At 45.5% G+C, this 18214-nt stretch carries 15 protein-coding genes and 1 pseudogene; 10 read left to right on the forward strand and 6 right to left on the reverse strand.

Going from position 1 to position 18214, the window contains the following annotated elements; all coding sequences use genetic code 11:
* The 9 genes from ASC50_RS00505 to ASC50_RS00545 all read left to right on the forward strand — a co-directional run.
* The coding region (locus tag ASC50_RS00505; protein WP_056928560.1) for a sodium:solute symporter family transporter at nucleotides 1-1023 on the forward strand (1023 nt) is incomplete at its 5' end.
* Nucleotides 1024-1211: 188 nt separating this feature from the next.
* Nucleotides 1212-1418, forward strand: coding sequence for a hypothetical protein (locus ASC50_RS00510; RefSeq protein WP_056928561.1), 207 nt, complete (start codon nucleotides 1212-1214; stop codon nucleotides 1416-1418).
* A gap of 84 nt (nucleotides 1419-1502) precedes the next feature.
* A complete protein-coding gene (locus ASC50_RS00515; RefSeq protein WP_056928562.1) occupies nucleotides 1503-3230 on the forward strand; it encodes an AAA family ATPase in 1728 nt (575 codons plus the stop codon).
* 168 nt (nucleotides 3231-3398) lie between these two features.
* Complete coding sequence (rplM, locus tag ASC50_RS00520; RefSeq protein ID WP_055432467.1) at nucleotides 3399-3854, forward strand: 50S ribosomal protein L13; 456 nt, start codon at nucleotides 3399-3401, stop codon at nucleotides 3852-3854.
* Between the two features lie 7 nt (nucleotides 3855-3861).
* Nucleotides 3862-4248, forward strand: coding sequence for a 30S ribosomal protein S9 (gene rpsI, locus ASC50_RS00525; RefSeq protein WP_056928563.1), 387 nt, complete (start codon nucleotides 3862-3864; stop codon nucleotides 4246-4248).
* 10 nt (nucleotides 4249-4258) lie between these two features.
* Nucleotides 4259-4465, forward strand: coding sequence for a DUF6722 family protein (locus tag ASC50_RS00530; RefSeq protein ID WP_056928564.1), 207 nt, complete (start codon nucleotides 4259-4261; stop codon nucleotides 4463-4465).
* A gap of 255 nt (nucleotides 4466-4720) precedes the next feature.
* Nucleotides 4721-5590, forward strand: a complete 870-nt coding sequence (gene rpsB / locus ASC50_RS00535) for a 30S ribosomal protein S2 (RefSeq protein WP_056928565.1) — start codon at nucleotides 4721-4723, stop codon at nucleotides 5588-5590.
* Nucleotides 5591-5594: 4 nt separating this feature from the next.
* Nucleotides 5595-6419 carry a translation elongation factor Ts gene (gene tsf / locus ASC50_RS00540; protein WP_056928566.1) on the forward strand — a complete coding sequence of 275 codons (825 nt, stop codon included), beginning with the start codon at nucleotides 5595-5597 and terminating at the stop codon, nucleotides 6417-6419.
* Nucleotides 6420-6435: 16 nt separating this feature from the next.
* A complete protein-coding gene (locus ASC50_RS00545) occupies nucleotides 6436-7563 on the forward strand; it encodes an aspartate aminotransferase family protein (RefSeq protein WP_056928567.1) in 1128 nt (375 codons plus the stop codon).
* 40 nt (nucleotides 7564-7603) lie between these two features.
* On the opposite strand, the gene ASC50_RS00550 is transcribed toward ASC50_RS00545, so the two are convergent.
* From ASC50_RS00550 to ASC50_RS00575, 6 genes are all read right to left on the reverse strand, one after another.
* On the reverse strand, nucleotides 7604-8467 hold the full coding sequence (locus tag ASC50_RS00550; protein ID WP_158648214.1) for a phosphodiester glycosidase family protein: 864 nt from the start codon (nucleotides 8465-8467) through the stop codon (nucleotides 7604-7606).
* Nucleotides 8468-8608: 141 nt separating this feature from the next.
* The gene (locus tag ASC50_RS00555; protein ID WP_056928569.1) at nucleotides 8609-11227 is read right to left on the reverse strand and encodes a hypothetical protein; all 2619 of its coding nucleotides are present in this window, start codon (nucleotides 11225-11227) and stop codon (nucleotides 8609-8611) included.
* A gap of 300 nt (nucleotides 11228-11527) precedes the next feature.
* The gene (locus tag ASC50_RS00560) at nucleotides 11528-13039 is read right to left on the reverse strand and encodes an RNA-binding domain-containing protein (protein WP_056928570.1); all 1512 of its coding nucleotides are present in this window, start codon (nucleotides 13037-13039) and stop codon (nucleotides 11528-11530) included.
* Nucleotides 13040-13053: 14 nt separating this feature from the next.
* Nucleotides 13054-15762: a beta-L-arabinofuranosidase domain-containing protein gene (locus ASC50_RS00565; RefSeq protein ID WP_082591996.1), complete on the reverse strand. Its 2709-nt coding sequence runs from the start codon at nucleotides 15760-15762 to the stop codon at nucleotides 13054-13056.
* Between the two features lie 102 nt (nucleotides 15763-15864).
* Nucleotides 15865-17079 (reverse strand): DUF4998 domain-containing protein, encoded by a 1215-nt coding sequence (locus ASC50_RS00570; RefSeq protein ID WP_082591997.1) that lies wholly within the window; start codon nucleotides 17077-17079, stop codon nucleotides 15865-15867.
* A 34-nt stretch (nucleotides 17080-17113) separates the two neighbouring features.
* Nucleotides 17114-18040: a DUF5126 domain-containing protein gene (locus tag ASC50_RS00575; RefSeq protein ID WP_262482178.1), complete on the reverse strand. Its 927-nt coding sequence runs from the start codon at nucleotides 18038-18040 to the stop codon at nucleotides 17114-17116.
* Between the two features lie 28 nt (nucleotides 18041-18068).
* Between ASC50_RS00575 and ASC50_RS08360 the strand changes: the two are divergent.
* Nucleotides 18069-18214, forward strand: a pseudogene (locus ASC50_RS08360) (DUF5000 domain-containing lipoprotein); the annotation flags it as partial.

The following is an 18214-nucleotide window of genomic DNA, read 5'->3' on the forward strand; positions in this document are numbered from 1 at the left end:
CCTTTGCACATCCCGTTTGTGGTCAATGTGGCGGTGTCGATGGCTTTGGTTTGCTTTTACACGCAACAGGGCGGCGTGCGGACACTTATTTGGACGGATTCGCTCAAGACATTGTGCCTCATCGTGTCGGTTGGGATGTGCATTTATTACATTGCAACGGATGCAGGGGCTGATTTTTCGACTGCCCTGCACACGCCAATCTTCTTTTTCGACGATGTGAACGACAAACAGTACTTTTTCAAACAATTTGTGGCGGGCATTTTCATTGTGATTGCGATGACGGGGCTTGACCAGGATATGATGCAAAAGGTGCTGAGTTGCAAAAATCCCAAAGATTCGCAAAAAAATATGCTCGTGAGTGCGGTGCTGCAAATGGGTGTCATATTTCTGCTTTTAGTGCTGGGTGCGCTTTTGTATCTGTTTGCAGCGAGCAAAAATGTGGCATTGCCTGCCAAAAGTGACGATGTGTTTCCAATGCTGGCAACCGGCGGCTATTTCCCGCCGGCAGTTGGGATGCTGTTCATAATCGGTTTAATATCAGCCGCTTATGCCTCTGTCGGTTCATCGCTAACGTCCCTCACCACTTCGCTTTCGGTGGATATCCTGGGAGCAAAAGATATTTCGCCCCGGCAGCGCAGAAAACACCATGCGGTCTTGGCACTGCTTATGGGGCTGATTATCATCGTGGTCAATCTGCTGAACAATTCGTCCGTCATCAATGTCGTTTTCACGCTCGTGAGCTACTCCTACGGACCCATTTTGGGCTTATTCGCGTTCGGCATCCTGACGAAATGCGCGGTCAAAGACAAGTGGGTGCCGGTGGTGGCGGTGCTGTCGCCGCTGTTGTGTTGGATTATTGATGTCAATTCCGTGCACTGGCTGGGAGGCTACAAGTTCAGTTATGAATTGCTGATGATGAATGCGGCGTTTATGTTTTTGGGGATGTTGGTGGTGACAAAAAATCAAAAAAAAGTCGTACCTTTGCGGCATGAAAAAAAATATTTAAATTTGTGTAATGGATAAGGATAGTTGTGTTATCTATATTGGAAAATATTTTACCGTTGAATGGTATTATGATGAAACGGGATATAGCAGTGCATTTGAATATTTCTTATCTACCACACAGCCTCAACAGATAAATTGCCTACGAACGAAAAAGAGTTGGCGATACAATATATGCAGGATTATTTAAATAGAAACAACTAAATTTTATGGAAACAACATTTGATAAATTTATCAACAGCGACCCCCAAGAGCGCGAATTATTCGACAAAGAGTATGAGAATTTTTCATTGTCAGAGTGTGTATTGGAAAAAAGGGAAAAGGAGTCCATTTCCGGAAACATCTTTACCCCAAAAGCAAACATAGTGCCGACAATTCGCAAAATTCGCACAAAAAAAGTTTATGCCTATACATAAATGGACTTTGTAGGGATGGCACCAAATAACAAAATCAAGGTTCAGATTATTTTACCTATCTTTGTAGCCTAAATCATATAAGAGATGGAAGCAAAGAAATTTAAGCGGTTGCCTTACGGCAGTAGTAATTACAAGAGCATACGGACTGAGAACTATGCCTACGTGGATAAGACCATGTATATTGAGATGTTGGAGAACGAAACCAACAAAAATCTGTTTTTCATCCGTCCGCGCAAGTTCGGCAAAAGCCTGTTTTTTATGACCTTGTCGTGCTATTACGACATGAATGAGGCTGAAAATTTTGAGCAATTGTTTGGCGACCTTTACATTGGCAAGCATCCGACTCCTGAAAAGAACTCGTATGCAATGTTGAAGTTTGATTTTTCGGGATTGGACACATCGAGTGAGGAAGGGTTCAAATATTCTTTCAATATGAAGGTGCAGGATGCCATTCGCTTTTTTTTCCAAAACTATCAATCTTTTTTTCCGGATATAGAGTATTATCTTGACCAAGTGGACAAAAGAGATTCAGGCGTCGCGGCAATGGATTTAGTGTTTAATGCGGCTGAAATCAACAAGTTGAAAATCTATTTCATCATCGACGAATACGACCATTTTGCCAACGACCTCATCGCCATGGGCAACCGGTTGGGCACGGATTTTTATAAAACAATGGTGTCTGCCAATGGTTTGGTGCGCGATTTCTACGAACGGATAAAAAACTCCACAAAATCTGTTCCCAGCCGCACATTCATCACAGGCATTTCGCCGGTGATGCTCGACGACCTTACCAGCGGGTATAATATCTCGACCAACCTCACGCTTGAGGAGCAATACAACGAAATGATGGGTTTCACGCAGAACGAAGTAGATTGGTTGATGCAAGAAACCGGTGTCAATCCGGCATTTATTACCATTGATATGACAGCCTATTACGATGGCTATCTGTTTCATAAAGACGGAGCAAACAGGGTGTATAATCCGGCAATGGTGCTCTATTTCTTCGAGCAAATATTGCGGCAACATAAACCGCCCATGAGCATCATTGATGAGAATTTGAAAACGGATTACGGACGCTTGAAAAAGCTCATTCAGAATGATAGCAATCGTGCTACCGTGATTCAAATCATCAAAGAAGATGGAATTATAGCGGAAGTTTTGAATAAATTTTCGGTAGATACGCTGAACGATACCGATTATTTCATTTCCCTGCTGTTCTATATGGGTCTGCTCACCATCAAAGAGCCGGTAATGGGTAAGATGCGGTTAATTATCCCCAATTATTCCATCCGCACTTTATATTGGGAATATGTGATGAAATTTGTGCGCGAGCAATCGCCCGACATGACCATTGAAACGCGCCCCCTTGACGAAGCCATCACCGCATTGGCGATGGAAGGCGATGTAAAACGATTTATCGCCTACGTTTCGGAGCACGCACTCAGCAAATTATCCGACCACGACTTGCAACGCTTCGATGAGAAATACATCAAAATCCTGCTGCTGGGGTATCTGTTCATGAGCAGAATGTACATCCCGATGAGCGAATACGAAGCCGTGCCGGGCAGAACAGACATCTATTTGCAACGTAGCCCGCAGTTGCCAGAAATAAAATACGAATGGGTGTTTGAACTCAAATACTGCAAAGCAAAAGCCAAATCATCTGAAATCACCAAACTGCAACGCGAGGGTGAGGCGCAGATAAAGCAATACCTCAGTTCACACCGTCTGGGCAGTCGCTCCGACCTGAAAGCCGCCGTCATCGTATTTATCGGCAAAAACAAATATAGATTGTCTGAACCAAAATCATAAAAATCACAGAAATCACACGAAAATCAAAGTTCAGACAAAAAAAATCATTTTTTTTCAAAAAAAATTCAATTTATAGTTCATAATTCAAAAAAAAGTTGTACCTTTGCAGCCGTTTATCCCCTTTCGGATAATTAAAGAATTGTATATAAACAAATTAAATATTAAAGAGTGAATACATTAAGTTACAAGACTATTTCAACGAATAGTGCGACGGCTACCAAAGAGTGGGTCGTTGTGGATGCTGACGGACAACGTTTGGGTCGCATGGCATCGAAAGTGGCAAAGCTTCTCCGAGGGAAGTACAAACCCAATTTCACCCCGCACGTTGATTGTGGGGACAATGTGATTATTATCAATGCCGAAAAGGTAGTGTTAACAGGCAACAAGTGGACAGACCGTATCTACTTGTCTTACACGGGCTATCCGGGTGGACAACGCGAGAATACGCCTGCAACTTTGTTGGCGAAAGGCAGCGACCGTCTGTTGCGCAAAGTGGTGAAAGGGATGCTTCCCAAAAACCGTCTCGGCGACAAGTTGCTGACCAATCTTTATGTGTATGACGGCACCGAGCACAAGCAAGAAGCTCAACAGCCGAAAGTAATTGATATTAACGCATTAAAATAAAAAGAAAATGGAAACAATAAATGCCTTAGGAAGACGTAAAGCAGCCGTAGCGCGCGTTTATGTGAAAGAAGGAACAGGAAAAATTGTTATCAACAAGCGGGAACTCGAAGCCTATTTCCCCTCATCAATTTTGCAATACGTTGTGAAGCAACCCCTTAACAAATTAGGTGTTGCCGACCAATACGACATCAGCATCAATTTGCAAGGTGGAGGCTACAAAGGACAATCGGAAGCCGCCCGCTTGGGAATTTCCCGCGCATTAGTAAAAATTAACGCCGAAAACAAGCCCCCATTGCGCGCAGAAGGCTTCATGACTCGCGACCCACGCGAAGTGGAACGCAAAAAACCAGGTCGCCCAAAAGCCCGCAAACGCTTCCAATTCAGCAAACGTTAATTTTTTTGCAATGAAAAAAGAATTGGGAAAATGGTTGATGGATATTTCCAAGTATGTGGTAACAGGCGTTTTATTAACGTCTATTTTGGGAGATATCAAGGAAACTCGGATAATTTACATTATTGGTGTAATAACAGTAGTAGCGACATTGTCCCTGGGTCTATTTTTAACAAGAGATACAAAAAATACAAAAGAAAAAAATAAAAGGAGGAAGTAATTATGGAAGGATTTGTTGTTATGTGTACATTGGTTGTTGTGATTGCAATTGTTGGAACTATTTATTTCACAATTCAAGACAGACAAGCAATGCGCGAAGAAGGAGAAGCTTAAATTGAAGAAGCGAAAAATGTTTGGTATCTAAATCTTCGGGACTTATGTTGAAGGGTTTGCGGGTCCATGCTCGCAATAACGGATATGTAGCTACCTGATGATTGCTTAATTAAAGAATGTAAACAATAAAAAAAAACAAAAGATGTCAAGAGTTAATTTTGAACAGTTATTAGAGGCCGGAGCACATTTCGGTCACATGCGTAGAAAGTGGAACCCGGCGATGGCTCCGTACATTTTCATGGAGCGCAACGGTATTCACATCATCGACCTCCACAAGACGGTGGAATTGGTGGACGATGCCGCCAATGGGTTGAAACAGATCGTGAAATCGAATCGCCGCATTTTGTTCGTGGCTACGAAAAAGCAGGCGAAACAGGTGGTGTCGGAACTGGCTACATCCGTTGGGATGCCTTACGTGACCGAGCGTTGGCCCGGCGGTATGCTCACCAACTTTCCGACCATTCGCAAGGCGGTGAAAAAGATGAGCACCATCGACAAGATGGCTACGGACGGCACTTTCGCCCAGTTGTCGAAGCGCGAAAAATTGCAAATCACCCGTCAACGTGCCAAATTGGAAAAGAACTTGGGTTCAATCGCCGATTTGAATCGTTTGCCTTCGGCTCTGTTTGTGGTGGACGTGATGAAGGAACACATCGCGGTGGCGGAGGCTAAGCGGCTGGGTATCCCCGTGTTTGCTATCGTGGATACGAACTCCGACCCCAACGATGTTGATTTCGTGATTCCGGCAAACGATGATGCCAGCAAATCCATTGAGTTGATTTTGGGTGCTTTGTGTGCGGCAATCCGTGAAGGTTTGGACGAGCGCAAAGTGGAAAAAGCAGACGAAGATGCTTCAGAGGCTCCCGTCAGAGATGAATTTGACGGCGAAGCACCCATCAAACGGGAGCGCAAGCGAGAGCGCGTAGGAGTGAAAAAAGCGATTATCGCGAAAAACGACGACGAGGCGTTGAACGCGAGTGTAGCAAGTAATTTTGTAAAAGAGGAGGAGTAAAAAGATGGCAGTAACAATGGCAGACATTACGCATTTGCGTAAGATGACCGGAGCCGGGATGATGGACTGTAAAAGTGCATTGACCGAAGCAAACGGCGATTTTGACAAGGCGGTGGAAATCATCCGCAAAAAAGGACAGGCGGTGGCAGCTAAGCGCGAAGACCGCGATGCAGCCGAAGGTTGCACCCTGTCGGCAACCAAAGGCAATTTTGCAGCCATCGTGGCGGTGAAGTGCGAAACAGACTTTGTAGCCAAAGGTGAAGCCTTCATCGGCATGGTGAAAAGCATCCTGAACGTGGCATTGGACAAACAACCCAAAACAGCAGCAGAATTGAGCGCATTGAAGGTTGAAGGTCGCACAGTGCAAGAGTTAATCACCGACCGCATCGGCGTGACAGGCGAAAAAATGGAGTTGGGTGCCTACGAATTTTTGACGGCACCAACGACCGTAGCATACGTGCATCCGGGCAACAAATTGGCAACGATTGCGGGCTTGAACCAAGCCGGCGTGGACAACCAGGTGGCGCGCGACATAGCGATGCAAGTGGCAGCCATGAACCCCGTGAGTGTGGACAAGGCTTCCGTTCCGGCTGAAATAGTGGCAAAAGAGAAGAACATCGCCCGCGAAAAAGCGATTGAGCAAGGCAAACCCGAAGCCATTTTAGACAAAATTGCAGAAGGCGCATTGCAAAAATACTTCAAAGAAAACACCCTGTTGGCTCAAGAGTTTGTGAAAGACAACAAGTTGAGCATCGACGAATATCTGAAAAAGCAAAACAAAGATTTGACGGTAACGGCGTTCAAACGGGTGAATTTGAATCAGGAATAACAAAGTTATCCTGCGCATGAAACTATTTGATGTATTCCCACGATGGGCTATTGAGCCGGTTCGCGCTCAGGGCTGCAAAATCTACGACAAAAATGGCGTGGAATATCTTGACTTTTATGGCGGTCATGCTGTGATTTCTATCGGGCATTCACACCCGAAGTATGTGGCAAAATTGACCAACCAGTTGACCCAAATGGGCTTTTACTCCAATTCGGTGCAGTTGTCGTTGCAGGACGAGTATGCCGCTCGGTTGGGTAAAGCGTCCGGCTATCCCGATTACAGCCTGTTTATGGTCAATACGGGTGCGGAAGCCAACGAAAATGCGCTGAAATTGGCATCTTTCTACAACAAGCGTAAAAAAGTAGTGGCTTTTCAACATTCGTTTCACGGGCGAACGGCTGCTGCGGTGCGCGTGACCGACATTCCCAAATATTGGGCACCGATGAATGACGATTTGGAAGTTGCATTTTTGCCTTGGAACGACATTCACGCCGTGCGCGAAGCACTGAAAAACTGTGATGTTTCATCGGTCATTATCGAGGGCATTCAGGGAATTGGCGGCATCATCGTGCCTGACCCGCAGTTTTTGCAGATTTTGCGTCAAGTGTGCACGGAAACTAACACCGTGCTGATTTTGGACGAGATACAGTCGGGCTACGGGCGCACGGGCAAGTTTTTTGCCCACCAGTTTGCCGACATTCGCCCCGACCTGATTACGATTGCGAAAGGAATGGGCAACGGTTTTCCGATGTCGGGCGTACTCATCGCACCGAAGTTTGAGGCGATACACGGGCAACTCGGTACCACTTTTGGCGGCAACCAATTGGCATGCACGGCTGCGCTTGCGGTGCTCGAAGTGATGGAAGAAGAAAATTTGCTCGACAACGCCGCCAAAGTGGGCAAACATCTGATGGACGAACTGCGCAACCTCCCCGAAATCAAGGAAGTGCGCGGACATGGTTTGATGATTGGCGTCGAATTTGACGAGCCTGTCAAACCGATGCGCGACAAGTTGCTGTTCGATGAAAAAGTGTTCACCGGCGCAACCGGCACGCATATTTTCCGTCTGTTGCCGCCACTTTGTGTTACACACGAGCTTGCGGACGAGTTTTTAGTGCGCTTCAAAAGAGTGTTGCGCGGCTGAATTTTTTTTACTTACAAATCTTCTGAATTTCCTACGATTGTTATTTTATATAAATGACATTGCCTACGCGGCGTTCGCCTGCATGGTCAAATTGTTTGTTATCGCACGGATAATTCACCACGCCGTTATCAGGCTCGCCGCGCACATACATGGTTGATGAACCGCCCCCGTCGAAATTCATTGCATGCTCACAACCCAGCGATTTTGCCAAAACATACAGTTCGTAGAGGCTCATTCCGGCAGCATTCGCATTTCTTCCGTCAACTACAATCAACAAGATAGTTCCATCTGCTTTGGTCGCTACAAAAGTGCGAGGATGCCGATTCTTCACATACGCATCCTTGCCTAATTGGGCAACTTCCCCGTTTTCCATTATCAGTGGTCCGGAAACAAGTACATTGTCGCAATCAATCTTATTGTCCCACTTCGCATCCGTTGTGTCGCGTTTGAGAAAATGAATTCCCGATTCGTCAATGGTCATAGCGGCATTGCTTTGGAATACTGTTTTATTTGCTGTTTCGTGCAAAACAGTTCCATTGACGCGAACAAAATGAACGGAACCTTTGCCTGCTCCTGGCGCAAAGTAGGAAGCATTAACGCCTGCAACCGCATCCACCTGTTTGCATAATTCGCTGGTTAAGTTAAGATTGTCACCCGCATCATATATTGCTAATTTTGCAGTTGAAGCGGGTTGAAGGGCAAGAATACTGATTGTTTGCTTGGAATCGAAAATCTCGAGTTGTGCTTGTTTCAAAACCACATCTTCTGCTATCTGCTTCGTTTTCCAACAGGTTTGTTGTATAATGTTGGCAACCTCGTAAACAGACGATTGCGCAAAAATTTGCAACGGCATCATCAAACAGACGAGCCAAAGCGACAGCATCCTTTTTCTTCCTTTTTTCATTATTAAAAGATTATTAAACATCATAATTTAATTTTTCCTATATTATATGCACCTGAAGGGCTTTCATATTTTTGCTTCAAACCAAGTTGGACAGGACGGGTGCTTCCATTTCTAAACTGCTTATACAAAAGTATTTCCACTTCATATACTCCTTTGGAAATACCGGAAGCATCCAAGGTGTAGTGTGCTGTTGATGTCAAGGGGAAATTTATAACCTTTAGCGGCATAACGAGTTACGACCGTATCATCCGTGATGCTATTATCCAGATAGTGATGATACCATCCTTTATCGGGATTCAATAAGATGCGCGAAGTATCTTGGCGTGCGGTAAGATCAAGCCGTTGCGCCGACGCCGATGACGCCGATTGTGTAAGTAAAAATGGTGGTTGCTCACCAATCCATTGCATACCGGTTACTTCTTGTTTATGTTTCTTCCCATTCAGGGAAACGGTTACGGTGGTCGGTATTTTGCTGTTCACATGTAACTTGTCGATATAACGCTCATTGGGTACAACATCTATTGTCGCCCCTTTCTTCGTTGCCTTGCAATTCCACGCTTGGAAGGAGCCATCTTCACGTACAATGAGGTACGCCTGCGTGAGGGCACACTCTTCCATGACCTTGAAAATCTCCTGTACCGTGTTGTCTCCCGCTGAACCTCGTTTCCCAAGCCCATCTTGCCCTTGCCCAAAGAAATGAAATCCGCTTTCGTCGTCCGGACGGTACCAGGGGCTAATCATATCTAAATACTGCTCTCCTACAACAGAGTCCACCTGCAGTGCTGCCCGCGGCTGTTGGGGATTTTGTACAAGTATTTTTGCTTTCACAAACGGGTCGGGAAGAAATGCCCATCGGAGTTTTCCGGTAGGAGCCATTATTTGCGCCGCTGCACCCAGTGTATCCATAAAATCGCGAAGGTAAAACTCGTCGCCGGTGAGCAAATACAGGTAGTAAGAGGCATATATTTTCCAGCCTGTCCATCCGTGAGGCGAATTCATCACTTGATTCGGAAGGAAATAAATATCCAGAGCCTCCCAATAGCGGAGTGTTGCCCCTCTCATGCGAGTATCCGGTATCTGGAGTTGCTCCAAACATTGGTGTTTGTTCAAAACATACTTTGCAGCATTGGCGTAAACGTTTTTCAATTCTTCGTTTTCTTGCCACAAGCCCAATAATCCTATTTGCAGAGCGCAACATGAAACCATGCCGTCCTCAAAAGTTAGGTCTCCCTCCGTATCAATATCATCCCTGCGTATCAACAAGTCGTTGATGGCACGAGCCGCAGAATTGAAATGCCGCTCGTAGCGCTCTTTCCAAACAGGCTCGGCAATGAGCCTTTTTTCGCACAAGGCTAAGTCTAACATTGACTTTGCAGGGTAAATAACTGCTGTATAATAGGTCTTGTGACTACGATAAACGCCATCCGGAGTTTGCACTTTATCCGAAGCCAGATAATCGGCAATATGGGCTGCCAGCTCCAAATATCTCAATTCGTGGGTGGCTTCCCACAGTTTGGCTAAAATGCCCATGGTCGTTGAATGATTTTGTAGGCGATGAGGATATGCATCAGGATTGGGCGTCCATGCAACAGTATCCCACATCATCGCCAATTGTTTTTCAAACCGTTGGATGAGCATTTTATCCTTCGCTTTATCGGGGAAATACTTTGCGCCGATAAAGGCGGTATAATAACCATAAATTTGTTCGCACGATAAACCTACGATGGGCGGATATTTGAACACGTGGTCGCCGGCATTTTTGAGATACCACGACCAGTTTTCCCGCACGTTGACCATTGCTTCGCTTGTTTTTGCACCGGCGGTTAAACGTATGGTATATACACCTTTGCCATCCTTGAACGAGATAGAATTTCCGGCAACAGGCATCACTTTGCCCAAAGGAGTGAGCAATTCTATTGTGCTGTTTTTATTGTCGCAACCAAACAACTTGTATGTAATAGTTTCACCCTCTGCAACCGTATATTGACTACATTCGAGCAATGGATTATTGCCCCACAAAGCCAAAGTGGGTTTCACATTTTCCAACTTGTCTATTTCTCCCAAATGGATTGTCCACTGCTTTTTCTCCCCCGGACGAAGTGACGCCAAGTCTTGAGGATGACGTGCAGGCAAAGGCAACTTGTGTAACAAAGCAAGGCTCGCCGTTCTAATCTGATGCCCCCAATCAAACCACATATTGCCTTCCTGAATATAATTCAGGTTGTATGAAGCGACAGGTTCAGCAGTACAGATGCCCAATATACGTTGCGTGGGCGACATAAAATAACCCCACAAATGCGTTTTCTCGCACCGCAACAAGGTAGGGAAAAACTTGTTGTTCCAATCCGGAAACGTTCTCATTTCGGAGTTCACGCCCACAATAAGGCGGGCGGCCAAAGGAGCAAATTCAACTTGTGAATGGTTGGTTATTTCTGCTTTTATAGCAAGATGGTTACCGGCAGATGTATATTGAAGGCGGTAGGTTATTTGATTCTGTGTTCCCTCAAAGAGCAGATTGTTTTTATCTACCAACGACAGGTCTATCCCATCCCAGCGGGGACCGGATTTGTTATCGTTACGAAAGGGAATACTATCCCATACCCCATTTCTGTAGGTCTCATAGCTTCGGATTGTCCCATTCGGGTTGATGGCAATCCGCCATGAGTTGTCGCTTCCAGTCAATGTAGTTGGCTGTGAATAACCGAAAGAGCAGGTCAGGAGCAAGCCTGACAAACAAGTATAAAAGAATTTATTTATCATAATTTTTTGTGAATTGCCACTATGACAACTCGGAGGCAAAGGTAGTGAATGTTTTTGAAATAACAAAGGTTTTTCTAAGTTTTAACTTTTATTATGTCGTGCACCCTTTGTCGATTTGGTTCAACTTATACACTAACTTATACACTCAACTTAGTCCAACTTAGTCCAGCTTAGTCCAGCTTAGTCCAGCTTAGTCCAACTTAGTCCAACTTAGTCCAACTTATACACTAACTTATACACTAACTTATACACCAACTTATACACCAACTTATACACTAACTTATACACTAACTTATACACTCAATTTAGATAAGTTAATCCCATTTGTGTTGAATAATATTGTTGATTAGGATTACGCTGTTTTTCGGGAAATGTTAAAGCAATAAGCCCTTCTTTAATTAGTGGAATAATATAGCGGACAGTATTATTAGGATGATTTGAAATACCCAGCATATCCATAATTTCTTTTCTGCCCTTTGCTTCCTTACAAAATTCCAAAATTTCCAAAGCCCTCGGCGAATCTAATGCTGGCACATCCATTTTTGTCTCGTCTTCCGTTTCTTCTTTCAAAAATTCGGGATGCACCGGCAAAATTGCTGTGAAATGTGTATGAATCTCATCCGTTTCAAATATCGGGTTCGGCGAACCGTTTTGCGCCATTTTGCCGTACACAATTGGGAAACCGGTGCCTCTGCCTTCGGTCAAATCCAATTCTTTCAGGAAATCTCCGATGCGGCGGTTGCGGTATTCACGGGAAATTATTTTTTTCTTTTTAAGCATCTCTTTGTCCACCGGTGGCAAGGGACCGGGAAAAGAGAGCACCACCATTTTATCGGGATAAACACTTATTTCAATGGGACTTACATTTTCGTATGAACGATGATAAAAAGCATTCGCAACTATCTCTTCCACAGCCTGATACGGATAATTCCAAATCCGCAAGGCTTCGGCTTGTCCCGGAATTTTAATAATCTTTTCGGTCAAGACAACACTTTTCAGGTATTCCAACAAGTTCCGTATCTGTTTGAATAGTGAACCTTTGAATGTCTTTTCTGTAAACGTGATTCCATCGTAATCCTGGTATAAAACGACTTCCGAAATGGCACCACGAAAAAACTTATGCGGCTCCGGATTAAAGAAAAGCAGTGCGGCATTGATGGGGCGCAGGTATTCTTTGGGACCTTTCAAGAGTTGCATCCGCAGAGACAATTCTTCTTTGCCTATATCGGAAGCCTCTTTATAAAGTTCGCTGTCCACACTATATAAAAACTCAGTCATCAAATCTTTATCCAAATCGTGAATGCTTGCTTGAAGGTTAATTCGGTCATCAAATGGCAAGGCAATTGAGATGGTATTCAAAAAACGTTCTTCATCCTTGCTTGCCGGTTTAGTAACGGAACCTTGCCGGATATAAACCCGCTTTTGCGCCTTGTTGCCCAACGTCTGAGGAGCTTTGTAGGGACGACCGTCGCCACCCGGAACCCATATTATGAAAATCCATCTGTCCTGATAAATCACAGGCTCGGTCACCGGAAGATAATGCGGCTCTATCTTATGGCTGAGTTCCACCAATTCCTTTTGCATCTGGTCTAATTGGTTGTCTTGTAAGCCGACAGGAGGAAAAACCGGTTTCCCGTCCACTTCTTCTATACCAATGACGATATAACCTCCGCCCCAATTGTTAACATCGTTGGCAAAAGCACACATCGTTCGGACGACTTCTTCGGGATTCCATCCTTTTTTAAATTCCAGTCTGTCCCACTCAATCACTCGACCCTTGAGCAACTGATTTATGTTTATTGGAAGCGGCATATCTCGTGTCTTTTTTATTCTTTGGTAAATCTTAAGCCCATGAAACCGGGGTTGCCCCAAAAAGTCCATTTCATCTTGTGTTTCCCTGCACTCAAATTGACCGTTCCGACTGTCGTGTACATCGTTTGCCCCCAAGTGATGCCGGGAAAACTGAAAGTGCCCCAATAGTTCAAATAATCAATGTCGCAGGATACTGAATGACCGCTGTTCCCCGAATGGCAAACTTCCACTTTATAGACTCCGGCGTCTTGCACCTCCAATGTATAAACTACCCAATCACCATCATTAGCCCATGCGATTCCGTGGCACGCAGGATTTTCGTTCCAGATATTAACTTTATTAATGGGGTCGCCACCATTCGGACGATAGGTTGAGTCACCATGCCAGGTCGTGCCGTGTTTGTGAAAACTGATGCCTTCGCCGCCAATGTCGAAGTCGCCGCCATTCAATTCGCACGGCTTAGCGGCGGAAAGAATGTGTCGGGCACCCGACGGGAAGGGTTTCGTCTCGTTTAAATAGGTGTCAAACGCTGCCTGAGTAATTGTTTGCACATCCACCTTGCTGTCAATCCATACTGTATCAATCTTGCCCTTCGGCACTACTTTGCAGGAAACGCTTACCGGAGTGGTTGTTCCTGACGGCAGATTATTCAACACGATACTATTGCCGGTGCTTTGTCCGGTTTTGTTGGCATGAGCCTTGTCGGTATAGCTATATCGCATACCGTAAACCGTATATGATTCGGGTGTTGCTACGGCACTAATTGTAGCCGTTTCCACAGCCGCTGACGAAATAAACCGCAAGCCCACCGGAAAATAAACAACATAGCGGCTGTAATGAATCCGGTTGAAAGGAACCAGCGTGTAGTTTCCTTCCGTTTTGAAAGTCAGGGGTGACGCCGATACCTTTTTCGTTCGGTTGAGTATGTTTTCCGGGGTGCCGGTCAAGGATGTGATTTTCCTCGCCGGAACGAGGTGGGCAACGGTGTTCCGCTGACCCCAAGTGTCGTGTTCATCCCAATAATCTTCCTTGTCCAAATCTTTTGAATTGATTTCTGCTGCCAGAATAACCGGTCCGTAAGCGAAAGAAACAAACTTCTGCGACGGCGTAAGTGGCGTAACGCTCAGTTGCATAGGCAATTGTACCACTATTTTGTCGCCATCTTTCCACTTCCGGTTGATTTCTACAAATTGCGAGGACGTGGAAACGATTTTCTGCACTTCTCCGTTTACCGTAACCGTCAGTTTGCCGCTTTCCACCCAGTAAGGATGCCTTATTTTGAGCGAAAATGTTTGCGCTTTCTTCATTTGCAGTTCGATGCTCGTTTGCTCTTCGTCGGGAATTTTGGTGGTCTGACGCAGTGTTACACCTTTCGCTTTCCATTCCAATGTTGAAGGGATAAAAAGATTGACGTAGAGTGAGCGGGCATCGTAGGTGTAAACCATCTTTTGGAACTTGGCGGGGCTTTCAAAGCCGGTGCCGGTGCAACACCAGAACGAGTTATACTCCGTGCTGTAGGTTTTGAAGCCGCCCGGTTGTAATTTTGTTATGTAGGTAACCATGCCGCGTTCCGGTTCGTAGGCACCCAGCAGGTGGTTGGTTAATACCCGCTCGTAATAGTCGAGCATTTCCGGCTTGGCATAATCCTGATACAAGGCTTCGGTCAGGCGGAGCATATTGACGGAGTTGCACGATTCCGGTCCGCCGTTGCGTTGCACCCGGTTGTCGTATTCCGATTTGGCGAAAAAGTGCTCGCCGGTGCTGTTGCCGCCCATTGCCCAGGTATGGTCTGCCACCACTCTTTCCCAGAAAAATTGGGCGGCATCGGTGTAGCGCTTGTCGCCGGAGAAACGATAGACATACTCAAAACCGGTGAACTTCTGTATTTGGCAATTGGCGTGCCAACCGGCCAGAATATCTCTCCCTTCCGAAGCGGGGATAAGCATCCGATGGTCGTTCAAGCGTACAGCCCAGTCACGATACTTGCTCTCGCCCGTCAGCTCATAAACGTCCATAAACGATTCGCCCAGCGAGCCATGTTCGCATATCAGCAACTTTTGTACCGCGGCTTCATCCATTTTGTTCAGCATGTTTTCGCCAAACCAGTCGGTCATGCGGACAAGTACTTTCTTGGCAAGCGGCAAATGGCATTTCGTGTAAACGCCATACAAGCCGAGCTGGATTTTATTCATGATATAGGTCGGTTCGCCTTTTCCTGCAAGATGTCCCATATCTATTTTATAATCACCTGTCAGAACTTCCTTATATACCTGCCGTCCATCGACAACCGCCGACAAATAGCCATCTCCGGAAGCGTCCTGACAGGCATCGAGTTCACTGAGCGTATATTCAAGCCGTTTGATGATTTCGGGGTCGCCGGTTGTTTCGTACATCATAGACATGGACGAGAGGTAGAAGCCGAGAATGTGTCCGGGTATAATGTAGCCGCGGTCGGATTCCCACCCCGGATAGGGCGGCGCTTTGGGCGTCAGTCCCGCTTCGCGGCGAAACCACGAACACAGCCTGTCCGGTTCAAGCGTCAGGAGATACCTGTGCGTCATGTCCTGAATATGCTTGAAATCGCCATCAAGCAATTGCACGTCCGAAAGCGAAAAATAGTTCATTTTCGGGGTGTTAAGCGGTTTCACCGCCGGTTGGGAAAAAGCAGTCTGCGCAAAGAGCAGACAACAAACTAACAGTCTGAATGTTTTTAAATTTTTCATATTTTTTTTTTTTTAATAAACCCTGCCGACGCGGTTTGCAAAGTCGCGTCGGCGGGTGCAAAGATACATACTTTTTTTTAATTAGCAATACTATTTATTTAATCAAACCTTGGTAAATTGAAATCCCAAGAGAGCGAAATTGCCGCCTACAAAAGTCCATTTCATTTTGTGTTTTCCTACACCCAAATAGACCGTTCCTATTTCCGCGCTTATCCCCGTATTCCAACCGCTATTGGGCAAACTGAAAGTACCCCAGTAGTTCATATTGTCAATGTCGCACGATGCAGTGCCGGCGTCTCCCGCCTTGTAAACTTCAATTTTATAATCTCCGGCGACTTGCACATCTAATGTATAAACTACCCAGTCTCCCGCAGTAACCCATGCTACGCCGTACCACCAAGACGCGTTGGTAGTAGCGTTTGCCCAGATACAAACTTTATTAATGGGGTCGCCACCGGCAGGACGATAGGTTGCGTTATCATGGTAAACCGGGTCTCGTTTGTAATAACTGAGGTCTTGTCCGCCAATGTCGAAGTCGCCGCCATTCAATTCGCACGGCGTAGCGGATAGAATGTGCTGAGTGCCCGTAGGGAAGGGTTGCGTCTCGTTGAAGTATGCATCAAACGCTGCCTGAGTAATTGGTTTCACATCCACCGTGTCGTTAATCCATAGTGTATCAAGGGTTTCATTCGGCAGTACTTTGCAGGAAACGCTTACTCGCTTGGTTATTCCGGGTGTCAGATTATTCACAATGAATTTGTTTCCGGTCACTTGTCCATTTTGCGGGCTACCGCTGTTGTCGGTATAGCTATACTTCACGCCAAATAACGCATAAGAGCCGGCTGCCGGTGCGATAGTAACGAGACCTGTCTCATGCGAAGCGGAAAATGATGCCAAAACCACTAATGCTCCTTTATCATCATCTGTGAAGGGCTTCTGCCGAACTTCCACCGGGATGGACCTGTCTCCATGTTCGTTTTCGGTATAAATCTTAAAAAGGATGGTATTCGGTATGGTGAGATTTGGAATATTGACCCTCGAATACACGCTGTCGAACACTACTGTTGTATCATTGTATACCACCACCGTTTTTATCGCTAATGGCAAAAGACGCTCCATTTCGGCAGCGGACACGCGGGTCGGATATAATTCAATCTCGACTCTTTTATCGCCTTGAAACGCTTTCACGTCGGCTTGCTTATATCCGACAGGATAAATTATCTCCGCATCAGCCCTCTCTTTGATGTTGTCGAACATATCATCATTGCAGGAACAGAACGCTGCAACAATAGCTATTAAAATTACATTTTTTTTCATCTTATTATTTTTTTTATTTATTAATCATTATTATTTACTGTGCTTTTCGCCCATAAAGTGTCAATTCTGATACTAACAGGCAGCCACCGGGGGCATAATTATTTCTAAAACTTGCCACCGGTTCGTATCTGAAGTAGCGGGTTGCCGGTGTAAATTGAGGGTCGTCGGGGTACATCAATTCTTCGTTGCCTTGAATAGCTAAACGAATGATGCCCATGTTACCCAATTCTGCAGGTGGCATAGGAATTCTTACCTGTCGAATTTCCTTCCACACACCGGCAATACCATCGTCATCACCGTCCCAATAAAACATTCGATATTCCCCCACATTGTCGCCTCCATAAAAACTTCCAAGATAGGAAGGTGTTGCTAAGGAAGGGGTGGCATCCCAACCCTGATTGGTGACAATGCGACTTAACTCGTATTTTTCGCCCAAATCAATAAATATTTGCCATGGGAATTGATTTACATTTATCCCATCTACCATGTATGCATTATCTTGTGGCGTGCCATAGTGCGCAAAATTATCCGGCGTACCGATAGGATATCTATAATCAATCACGTCATCAATAAGCCTGTTGATTCTTCCTGCCCAACCGCTTCCGTATGACATGCGTTTACCATCCATGAGGGTACCGGGGTTTGGAAAACGCATTTTTGACTTGTCTAATTTCTCGTCAGTAAGGATTTGTAAATTCCCCTTATCCAGAAATCCGCTTTCGTTGCCGTAAAGGTCTGCCACGTTTGCTTTCACGCTGACTGTTCCTTGCAAATCGTTTAGAAAGTACCGCTCGGCAAGTCTTTTGGACGAATACGCTTGCCTCAACGAACGTTGGGTACCGGTGGTATCGGAGTATGTGAAGTCCACAATGACGGTAATGTCCTGCTCCAATTCGTTTTGCCAATTGACAACCATAGCCCCAAAACCGGCTTTTACCGTTAGCTCCTCAGCCACTTTCAGATAGGCAGGCTTTTATGCTTGCGAGGAGGGTGAACGGTTTGGCATCTCTTCGGACGATACCACTCCGCCGGCGCCTCCTGCGTACGACAGTGTACAGGTTCTCCCCGGTGGGGCGCGGATTTTTTACCGGCTTCCTCCTGATAGAGATATTCTCAGTATTGAAGCCTCTTATAC

It is taken from the genome of Candidatus Symbiothrix dinenymphae, from assembly GCF_001431085.1.